Annotated in this window: 16 protein-coding genes and 3 pseudogenes; 9 read left to right on the forward strand and 10 right to left on the reverse strand. The window is 43.4% G+C overall.

Annotated elements, in window-relative coordinates:
• Positions 1–217 precede the first annotated feature (217 nt).
• From DW904_RS13220 to DW904_RS13240, 5 genes are all read left to right on the forward strand, one after another.
• Entirely contained in the window at positions 218–688 is a 471-nt protein-coding gene (locus tag DW904_RS13220; RefSeq protein ID WP_118581234.1) for a SpoVA/SpoVAEb family sporulation membrane protein, read from the forward strand.
• Positions 685–1,779, forward strand: a complete 1,095-nt coding sequence (locus DW904_RS13225) for a stage V sporulation protein AD (protein ID WP_118581237.1) — start codon at positions 685–687, stop codon at positions 1,777–1,779. Before DW904_RS13220 ends, DW904_RS13225 begins: the two co-directional genes overlap by 4 nt.
• 113 nt (positions 1,780–1,892) lie before the next feature.
• Positions 1,893–2,249, forward strand: coding sequence for a SpoVA/SpoVAEb family sporulation membrane protein (locus DW904_RS13230; protein WP_118581240.1), 357 nt, complete (start codon positions 1,893–1,895; stop codon positions 2,247–2,249).
• Positions 2,250–2,304: 55 nt separating this feature from the next.
• On the forward strand, positions 2,305–2,916 hold the full coding sequence (locus DW904_RS13235) for a stage V sporulation protein AA (RefSeq protein ID WP_118581243.1): 612 nt from the start codon (positions 2,305–2,307) through the stop codon (positions 2,914–2,916).
• 304 nt (positions 2,917–3,220) lie between these two features.
• The gene (locus DW904_RS13240; RefSeq protein ID WP_118581246.1) at positions 3,221–4,507 is read left to right on the forward strand and encodes an O-acetylhomoserine aminocarboxypropyltransferase/cysteine synthase family protein; all 1,287 of its coding nucleotides are present in this window, start codon (positions 3,221–3,223) and stop codon (positions 4,505–4,507) included.
• Between the two features lie 88 nt (positions 4,508–4,595).
• Here the strand turns inward: DW904_RS13240 and DW904_RS22925 are convergent, their stop codons facing one another.
• Entirely contained in the window at positions 4,596–4,748 is a 153-nt protein-coding gene (locus DW904_RS22925) for a hypothetical protein (protein WP_202187719.1), read from the reverse strand.
• A 544-nt stretch (positions 4,749–5,292) separates the two neighbouring features.
• Here DW904_RS22925 and DW904_RS13245 point away from each other — a divergent pair.
• The 3 genes and pseudogenes from DW904_RS13245 (at position 5,293) to phnE (ending at position 8,739) form a co-directional block, all read left to right on the forward strand.
• The gene (locus DW904_RS13245) at positions 5,293–6,324 is read left to right on the forward strand and encodes a PhnD/SsuA/transferrin family substrate-binding protein (RefSeq protein ID WP_118581249.1); all 1,032 of its coding nucleotides are present in this window, start codon (positions 5,293–5,295) and stop codon (positions 6,322–6,324) included.
• 215 nt (positions 6,325–6,539) lie between these two features.
• Positions 6,540–7,196, forward strand: a pseudogene (locus DW904_RS13250) (ATP-binding cassette domain-containing protein); the annotation flags it as partial.
• The gene (gene phnE / locus DW904_RS13255) at positions 7,189–8,739 is read left to right on the forward strand and encodes a phosphonate ABC transporter, permease protein PhnE (RefSeq protein ID WP_118581255.1); all 1,551 of its coding nucleotides are present in this window, start codon (positions 7,189–7,191) and stop codon (positions 8,737–8,739) included. The pseudogene DW904_RS13250 and the gene phnE, both read left to right, overlap by 8 nt.
• A gap of 99 nt (positions 8,740–8,838) precedes the next feature.
• On the opposite strand, the gene DW904_RS13260 is transcribed toward phnE, so the two are convergent.
• From DW904_RS13260 to DW904_RS25650, 6 genes and pseudogenes are all read right to left on the reverse strand, one after another.
• Entirely contained in the window at positions 8,839–10,830 is a 1,992-nt protein-coding gene (locus DW904_RS13260) for a TIM-barrel domain-containing protein (RefSeq protein WP_118581257.1), read from the reverse strand.
• A gap of 91 nt (positions 10,831–10,921) precedes the next feature.
• Positions 10,922–12,594, reverse strand: a pseudogene (locus DW904_RS13265) (alpha-glucosidase).
• A 103-nt stretch (positions 12,595–12,697) separates the two neighbouring features.
• The gene (locus DW904_RS13270) at positions 12,698–13,540 is read right to left on the reverse strand and encodes a carbohydrate ABC transporter permease (protein ID WP_118581260.1); all 843 of its coding nucleotides are present in this window, start codon (positions 13,538–13,540) and stop codon (positions 12,698–12,700) included.
• Positions 13,537–14,424, reverse strand: a complete 888-nt coding sequence (locus DW904_RS13275) for a sugar ABC transporter permease (protein ID WP_118581263.1) — start codon at positions 14,422–14,424, stop codon at positions 13,537–13,539. Before DW904_RS13275 ends, DW904_RS13270 begins: the two co-directional genes overlap by 4 nt.
• 130 nt (positions 14,425–14,554) lie before the next feature.
• Positions 14,555–15,820, reverse strand: a complete 1,266-nt coding sequence (locus DW904_RS13280) for an extracellular solute-binding protein (protein WP_118581266.1) — start codon at positions 15,818–15,820, stop codon at positions 14,555–14,557.
• A 334-nt stretch (positions 15,821–16,154) separates the two neighbouring features.
• Entirely contained in the window at positions 16,155–16,274 is a 120-nt protein-coding gene (locus DW904_RS25650) for a DUF6783 domain-containing protein (protein WP_313721529.1), read from the reverse strand.
• Between DW904_RS25650 and DW904_RS25655 the strand changes: the two are divergent.
• Positions 16,233–16,334: pseudogene (locus tag DW904_RS25655) on the forward strand (DUF6783 domain-containing protein); the annotation flags it as partial. The gene DW904_RS25650 and the pseudogene DW904_RS25655 overlap by 42 nt on opposite strands.
• 34 nt (positions 16,335–16,368) lie before the next feature.
• Here the strand turns inward: DW904_RS25655 and DW904_RS13285 are convergent.
• From DW904_RS13285 to DW904_RS13295, 3 genes are read right to left on the reverse strand one after another with little or no spacing between them, the layout of a single operon-like run.
• The gene (locus DW904_RS13285; RefSeq protein ID WP_118581269.1) at positions 16,369–17,376 is read right to left on the reverse strand and encodes a LacI family DNA-binding transcriptional regulator; all 1,008 of its coding nucleotides are present in this window, start codon (positions 17,374–17,376) and stop codon (positions 16,369–16,371) included.
• Positions 17,373–17,876 (reverse strand): GNAT family N-acetyltransferase, encoded by a 504-nt coding sequence (locus tag DW904_RS13290; protein ID WP_118581272.1) that lies wholly within the window; start codon positions 17,874–17,876, stop codon positions 17,373–17,375. Before DW904_RS13290 ends, DW904_RS13285 begins: the two co-directional genes overlap by 4 nt.
• Entirely contained in the window at positions 17,873–18,103 is a 231-nt protein-coding gene (locus DW904_RS13295) for a hypothetical protein (RefSeq protein ID WP_118581275.1), read from the reverse strand. Before DW904_RS13295 ends, DW904_RS13290 begins: the two co-directional genes overlap by 4 nt.
• Positions 18,104–18,563 lie beyond the last annotated feature (460 nt).

The following is an 18,563-nucleotide window of genomic DNA, read 5'->3' on the forward strand; positions in this document are numbered from 1 at the left end:
TACCTCTCTTCTTCGGTTTATAATATGAGGCTACTGTCATTCTGTTTATGAGCAATAGCATCATCTTCCGTAATAACTATAACAATACTATCATGATAGTATAAATTCAGCTAAAAAGAAAGTATATTTTACATATTTTTTCACATAATAATAGAAACCAAAACGTTACTGTACTCTAAGCAAGCAATTCCATTCATCATAGCTACAGGAGGCATTTATGAACAGTTCCATACCAAAAGCAAAGCAGAAACAATACGCCGACTATGTAAAACAGATCACCCCTACCCACAGTCTTCCCATGAACATGGCAAAGGCTTTTCTCACAGGCGGTGTAATCTGTGTCGTTGGGCAGATTATAACAAATTTTGCAAAATCCAGAGGATTAGACCAGGATATGGCCGGTACCTGGTGTTCTGTTACCCTGGTTTTCATCAGTGTTATTCTTACTGGATTTAATATTTATCCAAAGATTGGAAAATTTGGCGGAGCGGGAAGTCTGGTTCCAATCACCGGTTTTGCTAATTCCGTAGCCGCCCCTGCCATTGAATATAAAACGGAGGGTCAGGTCTTTGGAATCGGCTGCAAGATTTTCACCATTGCAGGTCCTGTAATCCTTTACGGAATCATGAGTTCCTGGATTGCCGGAGTGATCTACTATCTTCTGAAAATAATGGAGGTGATTTCATGAATCCACAGACACCAGCCAGACTTACCGGTTCTGCCAGTATGAGCTTTCAGAATCCGGTTTACGTTGTAAGCTGTGCTTCTGTAGTTGGAAAAAAGGAAGGGGAAGGACCTCTTGGAAGCAAATTTGATCTGGTCTGCGAAGAACCTATGTTTGGAGAGGCTACCTGGGAAGCTGCGGAAAGCACCATGCAAAAAGAAGCAGCCGCATTGGCCCTTGGAAAAGCCGGACTTACTCCAGGGGATATCCGCATGACCTTCGCAGGTGATCTTCTGGCTCAGACTACCGCCTCTTCCTTTGGAATTGCCGGAATGGGAATCCCATTTTACGGACTTTTCGGTGCATGCTCCACCATAGGGGAATCCCTCTCTCTTGGCGCCATGTCTGTTGCAGCCGGATACGGAGAACATATTCTCTGTGCCACTTCCAGCCATTTTGCCAGCGCAGAAAAAGAATTCCGATTTCCTCTGGCTTACGGAAACCAGCGTCCTCTCTCAGCCACGTGGACGGTTACCGGGAGCGGTGCCTGTGTTCTCTCCGGAACTTTGCCTGTTCCGGAAATTCCGGAAAAGACTGATCCGCTAATTTCAGCAGAAGGATGTGTCCAAATAACAGGACTCACCACTGGAAAGCTGATTGACTTTGGACTTAAGGATTCTCTAAACATGGGTGGATGCATGGCACCTGCCGCCTGCGATACCATTTACCGGAATTTTTGTGACTTTGACCGAACACCTGATGATTATGATGCAATCTTCACCGGAGACCTGGGAGCTGTTGGAAAACGGATCCTGCTGGATCTGTTAAAAGAAAAAGGATATGATATAGAGTCCATTTATCAGGACTGTGGACTTTTAATCTTTGATGGTGAAACACAGGATACTCATTCTGGTGGAAGTGGTTGTGGATGCAGTGCATCTGTGCTGGCTGCTTATATTCTGCCGGAACTGGCAAAAGGAACCTGGAAAAAGGTGCTCTTTGTTCCTACAGGAGCATTGCTTTCCAAAACAAGTTTTAATGAGGGAGATTCCATTCCGGGGATTGCACATGCTGTAGTATTAGAGCATGTTTCAAAAAAAGATCAAAAGCAGTAAACTAAATAATTGTGCGTACTTTCTGTATAATTGCAGTCCTATAAGCCGTACTGTATTAATTATAATCTGTCTCTACCAACTATCTTTTTCTGTATCTATGAGGAGATGATTTCATGGACTATTTTAATGCATTCTGGGTAGGTGGCCTGATCTGCGCCCTTGTCCAGATTTTACTTGATAAAACCAAACTTATGCCTGGACGTGTCATGGTTCTTCTGGTATGCACCGGCTCTATTCTTGGCGCCATAGGCATTTATCAGCCTCTGATTGATTTCGCCGGTGCCGGTGCTGCTGTGCCATTACTTGGTTTCGGGAATACACTATGGAAAGGTCTGAAAGAAGCCATCGACACAGATGGTGTCATCGGGCTTTTCACAGGAGGCTTCACCGCCTGCGCAGCTGGTGTCTCTGCAGCCCTGATTTTTTCTTATCTGGCAAGCTGGTTTTTTAAACCGAAAATGAAAGAATAACAACGTACTTTATCCTTGCCTGAAACCAACATTTTTTACAATGGGAGTGAATTTCATGAGTGACACACTATACATTCAAACCGAAGAAAACGTGGAGGTCCATCACCCCCATGTCTATCTTCAGGACATTGCCAAGCTATCCTGCACCAATTCCAAAATTTTAAATCACCTAAGGGTTCTCCCGGTAGCAAACCTGGATCCGGACAAGACAGGCCGGTATGTGATTTCTGTTATGGATCTTATAAATGATATCCAGCTCAAAGAGCCTGATCTTGATATTACGCATATTGGCGAACCAAACTTCATCATCACCTATCAGAAGGAAGGAACTGTCAATATTGTTATAAGATGGTGCAAAGTCATATTTGTCTGCCTCGCCACCTTTTTCGGTGCAGGCTTTTCCATTATGACCTTTAACAATGACGTAGACATCCCCGCTCTATTTGAGCAGATCTACACCCAAGTCACCGGACAGCCCACAACCGGCAATACTGTTCTGGAAATCTCCTATTCCATCGGTATCGGTCTCGGCATCCTGTTCTTCTTTAACCACTTCGGAAGAATGAAACTCACCAACGATCCCACACCTATGCAAGTGCAGATGCGTCTGTATGAAGATGACATAAATACCACGATCATTGAAGATATTTCGCGAAATAAGAAGTGACCGCTCACAGTAACCCGTTCTGTTACTGTTCACTGGTAACGTTCTGCGAGATGTTTTTTGTGAACAAAGTTCACAGAAAACCCGAGAAGTGCGGCGCGAAATCATGCGAATGCTTGATTTCTGTGCATCGCGAAGCGCGTTACTGTGAACGGAGTGAACAGTAACCCGTTCTGCAGGATGTACGTCACAATTTGCATCAAGCCGTTGCTATTTTTATAAAAAAATGATACTATATCTCTATGTGAACGCTCTCTGTGAACACTTCTCCACAGGGAGCTTATTTTACCAAATGAGGAGGCACATCATGAACAATTACAGAATGGGAACAAAATGTGTTCAGGCTGGATATAAACCTGGCAATGGTGAACCAAGACAGATCCCGATTATTCAGTCAACAACATTCAAATACGACACCAGCGAGGATATGGGAAAGCTTTTCGACCTTGAGGCTGAGGGCTATTTTTACTCCCGTCTTCAGAATCCCACCTGCGACCATGTAGCAGCCAAGCTTGCATCAATGGAAGGTGGAACCGCAGCTATGCTTACTTCTTCCGGACAGGCAGCTAATTTCATGGCACTATTCAATATCTGCGAGTGTGGAGACCATATTGTAGCTTCTTCCTCCATTTACGGCGGAACCTTCAACCTGATCTCTGTTACCATGGCCAAAATGGGAATCACCGCAACCTTCGTTTCCCCTGATGCTACAGAAGAAGAATTAAACGCAGCTTTCAAGCCAAATACCAAGGTTATGTTCGGCGAAACCATTGCGAATCCGGCACTTACCGTCCTGGATATTGAACTTTTTGCAAAAGTTGCTCACGAACATGGGGTTCCCCTTGTAGTAGATAATACCTTTCCTACACCAGTGAACTGCCGCCCCATCGAATGGGGTGCTGACATTGTTACTCACTCCACCACCAAATACATGGATGGACATGGTGCAGCATTAGGCGGTGCTATAATTGATGGCGGTCACTTTGACTGGATGGCGCACAAAGACCGATATCCAGGACTTTGCACCCCAGATGAGAGCTATCACGGAATTACATATGCTGAGAAATTTGGAAAAGAAGGCGCATTCATCACGAAATGTACCGCTCAGCTTATGCGTGATTTCGGTTCCATGCAGTCCCCAAACAGTGCTTTCATCCTGAATCTTGGACTGGAGTCCTTGCATGTACGCATGCCGAAGCATGTGGAGAATGGACAGGCTGTAGCAGAATTTCTGGAAAGCCATCCGAAGGTAGCTTACGTAAATTACCCTGGACTTCCATCTAATAAATACTATGACAGAGCGAAGAAATATCTGCCAAACGGCGGCTGCGGTGTTGTTTCCTTCGGTCTGAAGGGCGGCCGCGAGGCAGCTTCCACCTTTATGCAGAACTTAAAGCTTGGCGCAATTGAGACTCACGTAGCAGATGCAAGAACCTGTTGCCTGAACCCTGCCACCTCCACCCACAGACAGATGACAGACGAGCAGCTTATCGAAGCTGGTGTACCGGCAGAGCTGATCCGTATCAGCCTTGGTCTTGAAGATAAAGAGGATCTGATCGCGGATATTTCCAATGCGCTGGATGCAATTAAATAATTGCATGCTTTCCACAATAACGGATTGAAATTATAGAGTTTTACACTTTTTTATAACTATTCCTACACATAAATCCCCATAACAGACCTTAAATTTGATCTGTTACGGGGATTTTTCTTTCCCTCACTAAAGCATATACCACGTCAATTATTTTCGATGGAGAACTGCCATGTTTTTTCCATATTATTGAACTTCGAATAAGCAATAACTTCTCCATCTCCATCTCCATCTCCATCTCCATCTCCATCTCCATTTTTACATTTTTACAAATGCTATGCCAGAATTTTTTATTGTAATTCCAGGGCAGGTATGATACAATTTATCCGGTTAACGGAATGCAGCACCAGGGGGAGCGCCCTTGTGCTGCGGTCAGAATTTGTGATGACGAAAACCAGATTGCGAGGGAGCCCGTAAGTCCGGGTTGAGAGGATCCCGTCAGGATCGACCGAAACCTGTTCACCTTTTTTTGCAGGTGGATTGTCAGCATCTGCTCGAAAGTCATTTTCGATACATGCTGGGAGGCATGTATTTTTATTTATATGAATAATGAGCCCTTCTCACCATGGCATATTTGAGAATCCATTGCTGTAATCTCTATTCCCAGCTTTGCAGAAAATTTTTTCAAACATTCTATAGTAAGAAATTGGGCAATTTTCTCGTTATAACCGACTTCCAGCAGAAATAAAGTTACTGCCCATTTTATTCGCAGCGATTCGCTTTGCGTAACATTTCAAATGCGCAGTAACACATTATATGATCAAACAAAAGCATGGAGGTATTTCACTATGAAGAAACACATTGTATCCGCACTTTCCATGGCATTATGCCTGGGACTTACCGCAGGGAGCGCTGTCACTGTTTTTGCAGAGGACACTAAGACGATTGATTCTCTGAAGATTGCATTTTCCCCATACGCGGATTCCGACACTATCACCACTGCTACCGAGCCGCTGGAAGATTTACTGAAGGAAACATTGCTCACCAAGGGGTATGACGTGGAGAACGTGGACATGACAGTAGGTACAAGCTACACCGCTGTTGGCCAGGCTTTAAGTGCTGGAAGCGCAGATATCGGATTTATTTCAGGCGGAAATTATGTACTTTTCTCTGATGACTGTGACGTTCTTCTTACCGCCCTTCGCTATGGAATCAACAAAGATTCTGATGATCCGAAAGATTGGAATGATGGTACAATCGAAGAAAACACCGATGAGATGTCTACCTATTACCGTTCTATTATTCTGGCAGGTCCAAGCGAAAAGGGACAGGCTTTACTGGAAAAGGTAAATAACGGCGAAGAGCTTACCTGGGATGATCTGAACGATGCTACCTGGGCTGTTATGGGACCAACTTCAGCTTCCGGTTATATTTATCCAAGCTTATGGCTGAACGAAAAATATGGAAAGGGAATCAGTGATCTGGCAAATGCGGTAGAATCTGATTCTTATACAACCTCTCTTGCACGTCTGGCTTCCGGACAGGCTGATGTGATGGTTTCTTATGGCCACATCCGTACCAAATACGCACCGGAATGGAAAGAGACCTTCGGAGGTACAGATGATATGGTAAATCAGACTGGTGTGATCGGAGTTACAGATAAGATTTACAATGATATGATTGCCTACAGCAAAACTTCTGAAGTTATGCAGGATGAAGATTTCCGCCAGGCGCTGGGAGATTCCTTTATTGAGATTGCGAATACGGACGAGGGAAAAGATATTATCAGCGTGTTCAGCCAGGTTGGATATGAATGGGGCGATGACTCCAATTACGATGGCGAACGAGAGGCGCAGGAGCTGCTGAAGTCTATGGAATAGACTTCAACTTTTCTGAATAGTTACAAAATATTTTAAACTGCCGGGGCAGATTATTTGCCTCGGCAGTAGTTTTAAACGAGGTCAATTTTATCTATGAATTTACAGATTCAGCATATCGCAAAAAAATTTCATAATGGCACAAAAGCCCTGGCAGATGTGGATTTCTCCGTCTCGCAGGGAGAGTTTGTCTCGGTGATCGGGCCTCGGGGGCGGGGAAGACAACGCTCTTTCGCATTCTCAATGGAATGATGGAGTGCACTGGCGGACATGTGCTTCTGGATGATAAGCGCTTTGATTCTCTAAAAGGAAGGAAAAAACGTGAACTGCAAAAATCCATTGCAACTATTTATCAGGACTTTTGTCTGGTGGAGAATTCTACCTGTCTGAAGAATGTGCTGACTGCCGGACTTCCTGATATGGGCTTTTTTCAGGGCGTGTTTGGACTTTATGGAAAAACACGTAAAGAAGAAGCTCTGAAACTGCTGTATCGGGTTGGACTTCCGGAAAAGGCAGAGGAACCGATTAAGAATCTGTCTGGCGGACAAAAGCAAAGGGTGGCAATTGCAAGAGCACTTATGCGGCACCCGGCGATCCTGCTGGCAGATGAACCGGTGGCGTCTCTTGATCCAGTTACCGGGAGACAGATTCTAGGGTTGCTGAAGAGTATTCATGAGACTGATGGTGTCACCATTTTAATGAACAGCCATAATCTGGAATTCTCCCAGGAGTTCTCCGACCGACTTATTGGTCTGAAAGATGGCAAGGTTGTATTTGACGGTAAGACTGCTGATCTGACTGATTCTATCACCACACAGATTTATAACAAAAATGATACTCAGATAGAGAATAAGCGAGGTGTCGCTTATGAATGATAACAAAACAAGCAAAAATTCCATTGTGGCAAAATTTGCTGTTCCAATTTCTTTTCTGATTTTGTTTTTCCTTGCAGCAAATTTCACAGACTGTGACCTTGTAACTTTCTGGAAACGAAGGAGCCACCTCACCGACTTGGTCGTGGATATGATCCCGCCAGATTTTTCCTATATTCAGAAGATCCTGCTGCCACTTTTTTACACCATTCAGATGTCTGTTACCGGAACGGTACTTGGCATCTTTTTTGCCCTTGTACTCTCGCCTTTTGGCGCTGCAAACTTAGGATTTCCAGCTGTAATACGACGGATACTTAGAATTGTAATCCAGATTCTCCGTTCTTTTCCAGCCTTGATTCTGGCGCTTACTGCTACCTTTCTTTTCGGGCTTGGAACTTTTGCAGGTACTTTTGCCATTACATTGTACACCTTTGCCATTATGACAAAACTTACCTACGAGGATGCAAGTGCCGCCGATGTAAAAGCTTACCAGGCACTTCGGGCTATGGGTGTTTCAAAGTATGTAGCTTATATCCATGGAATTCTACCAGAGATCATTCCTGGATTTCTCACCAATGCACTTTACCTGTTGGAAACCAATGTACGGCACAGCTCCATTTTAGGATATGTGGGAGCTGGCGGTATCGGACTGCTTCTCAATGAGAAGATTTCCTGGTTGGAGTATGACAAAGTGGGGACCATTCTGCTGATGCTGTTTCTAACAGTGTGTGTGATTGAATATTTCAGTCGGTATCTGGCCGCCTTGATACGAAAAGAGCGCACAATAAAAAAAGAGCAGGCCAGACTGCTGCTTCTGTTTCTGGCTGCCCTGTTTCTGATCTGCACGTTTACCCTTTCCCTGCCGGATTTTTCCAGAACCAGTCCACAGACTTTGCGAAATATGTTTGCTGGCTTTCTGCAGCCAGACTGGAGCTTCTTTTTCTCGGCTGAAAAAGATGGGCTTGGGTATCTTTTACTGGAAACAGTGTGCATTGCTTTTATTGGAACGGTAATCGGAGCCATTGTATCTGCACCGCTGGCTTTTCTAAATACCAAACGTTTCGTACCTGCTCCTGTGTCCTTTCTTTTTAACCTGGTGATCATGGTAATCCGTTCGGTGCCTTTTCTGGTGTATGGACTGATTTTCATCCGGGTATCCGGGCCAGGAGCTTTCACAGGAGTGCTGACATTGGCCGTATGCAGTATCGGACTTCTCACCAAAAGATTTACAGAAGCACTAGATGCCCTGGACCCTCGTCCCTATCATGCGCTGCTGGCCATGGGGGTCCGTCCTCTTCCCGCCATCTGCCACAGTGTCCTGCCGCAGCTGAAGCCTGTTTTCACCTCTATCATCCTCTACCGGTTTGATGTAAACATCCGTGAAGCTTCCGTTCTCGGTCTGGTAGGCGCAGGCGGAATCGGAGCGCCCCTTATTTTTTCCATGAATCAATATGCCTGGGAAAAAGCTGGTGCAATCATGCTGGGATTGATTCTGTTGGTGTGGTTTATCGATATGGTATCTGAAAAAATCGGAGCTGGCAATTGATGGCTAGCTCCGATTTTCTGTCTTCTGGATCCTGTTTAAAAAATCTTTTAAACCTCGTCGTGAAATTTCCAAAGACTTTCAATGGATCTTTTCATTCTGTTATTTTTCTAATTTTCTATAATTCTCAGCCTTATCGTACTCCTTATGCACGCCATCATCCTCGTACAAAGTATAACTGCTGCCTTCATATCCCAGCATAGTGAGTTTGGAAGTATCAATATCCTTCACACACTCCGCAGCCTCTGCAACCGGAATACACTTACCACTACGGATAAACAGAGGCACTTCATTTAAGGCAACCTCCACATAATGAACGCCCTTTTCCAGAATCTCCTCAAAAATGCTTCCGTCTGTCAGAAATTTCACAAACCTCATTTCTTCCGGAAGGTAAACATAACGCCCTCTTGCGTTCTGCTCGTAAACCGGTGCGATCATAATCTCATTTCCAAGGATCAGCTGGTCTTCCACCCGGATTGCCATCTTATCATCCGGATAAACAAAGCCAAGTGGTTTGAAATACATATCATCGTTTAAAGCGGCCTTCATGTATTCGCTGTACAGATACGGAACAAGGCGGTATCTCGTATTTACCACATTTCGGAAATCCTCAACATTCTCAAACTGATAGCACTCTTGCTCTCTTGTTCCGATTGCGGAATGGTTACGCATAAGCGGAGTAAATACCCCAAGTGCCATATGGCGAAGCACCAGGTCTCTTGTTGCATCCGCACCAAATCCGCCAAGATCTGCTCCTGTGTAAAGGAATCCGCACATATTCAGAGACGGCAGCATTTTCAGGTTCAGAAGAATGTGTGACCACCAGGATTTATTGTCTCCCATCCAGATTCCGCCGTAACGGTGCATTCCAATATAGGAGGAACGGGAAAACATCAGGAAACGCTTCTCCGGATCAATGCGGTCGAATGCTTCGCCTGCTGCTCTTGTCATATTGTAGCCAAACAGGTTATGTACCTTGTCGTGACGGATCTTTTTGCCATCCACATTATGATAAAATCTGCGGTAATCTTCTGGGTTGTTTGCGAGTCCGTTTAGCTCGCCCTGCATTTTCCAAATGTGGATCTTACCTTCTTTATCCTGGGAAAACTCTCCGGCAAGTTTCTTCGCCTCTTCCATTCCCTCTGAGGAATAGAAAATAGCAGGCTCATTCATATCGTTCCAGAAGCCTTCAATCCCCTGGCTAATAAGGAAGCTGTATTTGTCTCCAAACCACTTTCTGGCATCCTTGTTCAGAAAATCCGGAAAATGAGTATCCCCCGGCCATACGGCTGCCACAAAATCACTTCCATCCTCCCGCTGGCAGAAGTATCTTTTTTCCACACCTTCCTCGTAAACCTCATAGCCGCTTTCCACTTTTACACCAGCATCAATAATAGGGATCAGGCGTAGCTCCTGGTCTTTCATCTCTTTTACAAAATCCGGGAAATCAGGGAAATTCTCCGGATTCAACGTAAAGTCCTTGTAGGAATCCATATAATCAATATCCATGTAGATCATGTCCAGGGGAATGTGATTCTCACGGTATCCTGCTGCCACCTTGCGAAAATCCTCCTTGGTGGTATATCCCCATCTGCTCTGTCCGAAACCAAATGCAAATTTCGGGGGAATATAGCTGCGTCCGATCACATGGCGAAACTGCTTTACAATATCATAGGCAGATTCACCTTCAATCACATACACATTCAGGTCTGCATCTGCGCATGTCACTTTCAGGGTGTCCATTCTGGTATATCCAATATCAAAAGTCAGTTCAGAAGGGTAATCGAAAAACAGTCCAAATGTTGTCTTTCCGCTTACAATGATAAAGTTGTGGGCACCATACAAAGAACGCTTGTCTTCCGTATGGTTTGGATCATCGGTACAATTGCTGATATAGCAGTATCCTCTTTTATTGATGCCGCGGTTGGCTTCCCCAAGCCCATAAACAATATCATCCTCATCCATCACATATGTAAAATCAAAGCCCTTTTCCAGGCTGATTTTTCCATAAGGAAAAGCGCCATTCGCTGTTTCAATCTTCTCTGTTACTGCCTCCGTATCAAAAGGAGCTCCGTATCTGTATTTTCTGATCATAACAATCTTCCTCGTCTTTCAAAAAAGAGGCAAAAAATTTTGCCCCTTTAAGTCTGGTTATCTGCTGTCCGTTTCTCGTCCAGTAACCTGTTTATTTATATAACACAAATGCCTCATATGGTTTCAGCACGATTTTACCCTTAAATACTTTTCGGTCAAGGTTTGTAATCAGGCACCGGGAACCTTCAAATTCTGCAGGAACTTCAAATTCTGCTGACTGCTCACTGAAATTGCAGACTGTAAGAAGTCTTTCCTCATCCAGCTTTCTCATATATGCAAAAATCTGGTCATCCTCACGGCAAAGCGGTTCAAACTCACCGTACACAATAATATCTTTCTCCTTGCGAAGAGCGATCAGTTTCTGATAATAATGGAAAATGGAATCCAGATCATCCAACTGACTGGCTGCATTGATTTCTTTACAGTTCGGATTTATTTTAATCCACGGCTCTCCATCTGTAAAGCCTGCTTTTTCTGAATCATCCCACTGCATAGGTGTTCTTGCATTGTCACGGCTTCTGAGCATCAGACATTTCATCATATAATCCGGCTCCATCAGCCTGCATCTGTCAGCTCCGTATAATACTGAATGCTCTCAATATCCTTATAATCTTCCAGCTTATTAAAATATGCGTTTGTCATGCCAAGCTCTTCCCCCTGATATACATAAGGGGTTCCCTGCATCATATGAAGACAGGTTGCCAGCATTTTTGCAGAAGTCTCTCTGTATGCCGGATTGTCATTTCCAAATCTGGAAACGCTTCTTGGCTGATCATGATTTCCCAGGAAAAGACTGTTCCATGCTTTTCCCTGAAGTTCCTCCTGCCATTTGATCATCGTCTTTTTGAAAGCCTTAAAGTCATATCTGTCAGTGGTCCATTTGCCAAACTCCGCATGCGGGGAAGCATCTTCTACATGTTCAAACTGGAACACCATATTCAGCTCGCCACTGTCTTCCCCGGCATATTTCTGTGCCTCTTCAATGGTAACACCAGAAGTTTCCCCAACTGTCATGATATCATATTTGGACAATACCTCACGGTTCATTTCCTGTAAAAATTCATGGACCCGCGGACCGTGAACGCTGTATGGACCGAAATCTCCATACAGGCCGCTTTTCACTTCTCCATCCGGGAAAGCCTGATCCTTTGAAATCATACTGATCACATCCATACGGAAGCCGTCGATTCCCTTGTCACACCAGAATTTCATCATATCGTAAACTTCCTGGCGCACTTTCTCATTTTCCCAGTTCAGATCCGGCTGTTTTTTGGAAAACAGGTGCAGGTAATACATCTGTGTCTCATTGTCGTATTCCCATGCAGAACCGCCGAATGCACCGCCCCAGTTATTTGGCTCTTTTCCGTTTACCGGATTTTTCCAGATATAATAGTCACGGTACGGATTATCCTTGGACTTTTTGCTCTCCAGGAACCACTGATGTTCGTCTGAAGTATGATTTACAACCAGGTCCATCAGCACCTTGATTCCACGCTCATGCGCCTGAAAAAGTAGCTCCTCGTAATCCTGCATGGTTCCGTAATCTTTGTAAATTCTGCGATAATCTGAAATATCATAGCCATTGTCATCCTGTGGGGACTCCAGCATAGGTGAGATCCACAGAACATTTACCCCAAGTTCCTTCAGATAATCAAGTTTCTCTATAATTCCTCTGATATCACCAATTCCATCCCCATTGCTGTCATTGAAGCTTTTTGGATAGATTTGGTATACAATACTTTCTTTCCACCAGTTCTTCTTCATTTCCTGGCTGTCCTCCTGATATTCTATATTTATTTTCCCACAGAATATTCTTACCCGGTACATGACCGCAGTGAAATATCCCCATGGCGCGTATTTGTTTTCTCTATTTTACTGCACCGGCTACTACACCATTCATGATCCATTTCTGACAGAAAATATACACGATCAGCACTGGAAGCAGAACAAGCAGATAAGAAGCAAATGCCAGATTATAATCAACAGAAAACTGTTTTTTAAATACATACTGGGCAAGCTGCAGTGTCTGCTGGCTTTCATCACTTAACAGTACCAATGGCATGGTAAAGTCATTCCAGGTCCACATGAAGGAAAGAATTGCTACTGTAGCTGTGGTAGGCTTCAGAACCGGGAAAATGATCCTGGAAAAAATCTGAATCGGATTTGCCCCGTCAATCATGGCTGCTTCGTCAAGTGCCTCCGGAATTGCCTTTACTGCCCCTGTATAAAGGAACGTATTCATAGGAAGACCGAAAATAATGTACAAGAATGTAATTCCAAAAATATTATCCAGGTGAAAAGCATTTGCCTGCACAACCAACGGAAGCATGATTACCTGGAACGGTATAAACATGGCACTGATAAAGTAATAATACATGAGGGAAAAGAATTTGCTCTTTTTACGGTTTCTTGTGATGGCATAAGCGGCAAAAGAGTTTGTGATCAGTGTAAAAATCAGATTCACCACTGTGATAAATGCTGTATTAAGAAACTTTCTCGGAAAATTAGTCATTACCCAGGCATCTGCAAAGTTCTGAAGTCTGATTTTCTTTGGCAGTGCCAGAATATTGTTCATATCTGTGGGATCCTTGATGGCGATCATCAGTGCCATATAAAGAGGCAGCAGGATGACAAGTACGATTCCAATGATCAGAAGGATCGTAACAGGCCAGTTGTAACGCTCTTTTACTTTCACTGTATTCTGTTTCATCCTAATTTTTCCTCCCTCTTCTCAAGTACACGCAGCTGGAATACGGAAATCAGTACTACTACAACAAAAAGCATAACCGCATTGGCTGACTGATAAGCGAACTGTCCGCCTCCGAAGCCCTTTTTGTAGATCAATACTGCAATAGATGTTGTGCTGGTTCCAGGACCGCCATCTGTCATAGCCATGATCTGATCGTAAACCATCAGATAACCCTTTGCGGAAAGTACCATATTGATGGTAAAAGATGGTGCCAGCAGAGGGAACGTGATTTTGCTGAATCTTTTTAAGCCGGTCGCTCCATCTAGGTCAGCAGCCTCATATACATCTGTGTCAATGGACTGAAGTCCTGCAATGTAGATCAAGGTGTTAAAAGCGCATCCGATCCATAAGGATACCGCAACAATTCCCCAGATAGCATGATTGGTTCCAAGAATATTTACACTTAAAGCTTTGATTCCAAGGCCTTTTCCCAGCTGTGGAATCAGGTTCGCAAAAATATAATTGAAAATAAATCCTACGATCAGACTTCCCAGCATATATGGAAGGAAATAAAAAGCTTTGATTGTGTTTTTAAACTTGATCTTTGCATTTAATGCACAGGCCAGGATCAGACTGATCACGTTTACCAGAATAGTAGTGATCACCGCAAATTTGAATGTAAACAAATATGCATTTCCTGTATCCACATCAGAAAACATATGGATATAATTTCGAAGTCCTACAAAATTCCACTCTCCATATCCTCTCCAGTCTGTAAAACTGTACATAACACCTTTTAAGAATGGAATGGTGTGGAAAGTGAAAAACAGAACTGCAAGAATTCCTACATAAATGTAGTAAACCCGGTTAACAGCAGGTTTTTTCCGTGGGGCTTTATTCTTCATGGAATCCTCCCTTATTTTCTTACAAGGCTGCTGTTCACTCAGTGGCCAGCAGCCTTACAATTCATACGGATCAAAAGGTGACAGTTCACGTTCTTCACCTTTCGCCTGTATTTTCCATCAGTCATATAGATCAGTCTACATTTGCAATGTCATATTTCTCATCGCACTGTGCAAGGAACTGATTTATGTTCTCCTCGTTGTCCATTCCGTTTGTGTAGTTCAGGCACATTTCGGTCAGAAGTGCGGACATATCAAATCCGGATGGATAGTAATGATCTGGGAAGTTTGCAACCTTTCCAGCTGCAATATCTTCTTTCACACCTGCCACTGTCTCATTCTCCTGCTCTACACCTTTTACAGCTGAGAAAGCAAACTGATCATCAATGTACATTTTTGCATTTTCCGGCTCAAGCATAAAGGATACAAATTCTTTTGCCACTTCTTCATTTGCACTGTCTTTGCATACACCAAGAAGTACATCTACACCAGAGGTTACATAGTTCTGGGATTTCTCATTGGAAGCCGGGAGTGCAAACATATCCACATTGATATCTGCATTTGCATTTTTGTACTGGTTGATTGCCCAGTTTCCATTGATGATCATGGCTGCTTCGCCATTTGCAAAAGCTTTATTTCCATCATCATAGGTAAGTCCCATAAAATCATCCTGAGCATAGTCAAGAAGCTTCATATATTTTTCTGCAATTTCCTCGTGTGTTCCAACGAATGTGGTCTTGCCGGCTTTACGGTCATCATTGAAGCTCTCCGGAGCAAGGTCAGATGCAATACTGTTCCATGGGCAGTTACTTGTCCAGGCATCTTTGTATGTCATAAGAAGTGGCTGTTCACCTGCATCCTGAAGTTTCTCGAGCACATCAATGAATTCATCCCATGTTTTTGGAATCTCAATTCCATGTTCTTTGAATTTGTCAACGTTATAAATGACACCGGAAGCGTTTGTTGCATACGGAACGCCATATGCTTTCTCTTCTTTATCCTTATTTACATCATATACCATCTGAAGGTAGGATTCCTGAATATTGGAAATGTAATCCTCGCTGCTTAAGTCCACCAGCATTCCGGCACTTTCTACCTCTGTGTAGTTATTGTCACCGCCCATTGCAACGATATCCGGCATATCATTCTTCGCCATTCTGGTCTTTAATACAGTTCCTGCATCTGCCGGAGCTGTGATCTTGATTGTCACGTCCTCATGTGTCTCATTAAATTTGTCTACCAGCTTCTGAAGAATATCCTTGTTTTCTGCCTTGCTGGAAAAAAGCTCCAGTTCTGTTCCTTTTGCAGAAGAATCTCCCTCAGAGGAACTGCCGCAGCCGGTAACTGTACCAACCAGCAATGTACCTGCCATTAATGTGCAAATAAGTTTCTTGTTCATCTTTCTTTCCTCCATTATTTTACTCAATGAAGGCTGCGCAGCACTTGTTTATTTGAAAGCTTTTCCGGACACGTCTGTCCTGCTTTCCTTTCGGTGGCTTCATAATATCGTAACTTTCCTGCAAAATCAACAGGTTTCTCGAGAAACTTAAATTGTAGACAAACTTTTATTTTGTATTTTGTGCATATTGTATAGTTTTATATCATGAAGATTCATGAGTTCTTAGATTGTCCCCCCTGTCTTATAATTTCCCCGGATAGCAGGGATTTCATGCAAATTGTTTTCTTTATGTAACAGGGAATCCAAACGTAAGCTTCTGTTACGAAAAAAACAGTCAGGCTCCAGAGCGTGTTTGAAAAAGGCTTTCTGCAAGATGTGCGTCACAATTTGTGGGAGATTTCGCCCGGATGAGGGCGCCGTAGCGGGCTACGGCAACCGAATTCGGGTGAAATATACCGCAAAGTGGGGCGTGCAGATTGCGGGAATGATTTTTCAAACAGGCTCTATAGCCTGACTGTCTTCTCTTCAAATTCTTTTGAACGATCTGTTCATATTTTCACAGAATCTCTTTTTACAAGGTACACCGGACTTTTTATATTAAACTCTTTTAACTGCTCCCCGGCAACCATCCGAAGCAGGCGGCTGAACGCCAAATGTGCCTTCTGACCTACATCCTGATGAACTGTTGTAAGTCTTGGACGGACCATTCTGGCATAGATACTGTCGTCGAAGCCGGTAACAGATACCTGTTCCGGAACCTTAATTCCATGATCTGACAAAAAGTTCATAGCCTCAATTGCGGCATAATCTGAGGAAAATGCCACTGCTTTTACCTGCAGAAAACGCGGAAGAAGTTCTTTATATTTCTGGATACGGCGGTTTCTTTCCCCCGGGATCACGATCAGACGAGTGCGGCTGCAGAATTTTCCTTCTTTTTCCATAGCCTGCTTAAAGCCCATCCAACGGCTGTAATCACTGTCAATATCTGTTTCTGCAAGAAACAAAGCTTTGTCAAAACCGCAGGAACAGAGGTAACTTCCAATCTGATAGCCGCCTGAATAATCATCCACTCCCACATTCTGGAAAAAATATTCTCCTGCGGGATAGGCATCTATGAGAACCATTTTCTTATTCAGCTTTCTGGACAATTTCCGATATTTTTCATCATTATATCCCAGAATGATCAGTCCTTCTACATTCCATCTGGAAGCAATATCCACCACGTTCTGGATATTCTCCCCTCCGATCAGCATGACATAGTATCCTTTCATTTCAGCTTCCATCTGAATGGTTCCTACCAGTTCTCCTACAAAGGAGTCCTGCAGGGAGTACATTCCATGAGCCTGGGCAAAACCAAGTACCACGCCTATGATCCTGGAACCATGTCCGGACAGCATAACGGAACCCATATGCGGAACATAATTCTGTTCTTTCAGGATTGCCGTTATTTTATCAATGGTTTCCTGGGAAACTCTTTTCGTATTGCCATTTATTACATTTGATACGGTAGTCCTGCTCACTCCCGCCATATCCGCAATATCCTGAAGCCGGATCATCTGATTTTCCTGCTCATATCATGCCATTCTTCCCCGCCCCAAGCGGAACCGGAAATTCCGTTGTCGGTGTAGTCCATTTTTTTGTACATCTCTACTTTGTTATCCAGACAGGTCAGGTACAGGCATTCGCGTCCTCTTTTTTGCTCTCTTTCCACATATTGTGTCATGATTTCACGGGCAAGCCCCTGGTGGCGATACTCCGGAAGAACATCAAGCCCAAGGAGCATAACGTTCTTTCCTTCCGGGTTGTGAAGAGTACTATCCGTAAAAAATTCATCACGAAAAACTGCTTCGTCTGTTGCCACCCCATTGAGAAAGCCGGCAACTTTACCTGTTTCTTTATCCACTGCAACCATAAATGTCTCGGGTGCATTTGCCACTCGTTCTCTCATACTCTTGGCAGAGCAGGCCTCATTTGGCGGAAAACAGATCTGCTCGATCTGAATCACCTGATCTAACTCCTCTGGAAGAATGTCTCTGAATTCGTATTTGGTTTTCATTTTTTCCTCATCCTTTTATATTTCATGCGCTCTCTCCACTTTAATAGTGAAAAGACCGTAAACTCCTTTTTATTATACCTCTGCGTCTTTTTTCCGTCAATGTAATAACGGCAAACGGCATACCTTGAAATATCCCTTGAAGTGTCCCGGAGGACTTCATCGCCGTACTTATCAATCATCCGTACCAGAAAATCAATGCACCGCTCAAATTCAATATTCTGTTGCATAAGCTCCTCCCGTTATTTTTTTGATCTGAGCTTATTTTACAGAACCTGCCGGAAAACCACATTGAATAGAAATTGATTGTAAATTGACACAATCACTTTAAAAATATCCGCATTTTCTTAAATTGAATATACGTTCGTGTTATGATAGATATACTCAATCTTAACTACGAAAGGGGAATTTCTATTGAATCAATGCGATTTTTCTTCTATTAGCACTTGTTTAAAAAACCATATCAGCGAAAGTAATCAAATGAGTCAGCCTGATTTTTTATACGAATTATTTGAAGATTTTATGGATGATCCGGCAAATCAGGATTTTTCAATGGACAACGGTCTGGTTTGCCGCTGGATGACTGGTCAGACTAAAATCAGTCCTAAAATATCCGCTTACTATTCCAAGCCATCCAACCAGAGAAAATTAGTCCATATGTTTAATGCATGGAATGGAAGTAGATTATTA

This window comes from Ruminococcus sp. AM42-11 (assembly GCF_003480145.1).
GTDB classification, from domain to species: domain Bacteria; phylum Bacillota; class Clostridia; order Lachnospirales; family Lachnospiraceae; genus Blautia_A; species Blautia_A faecis.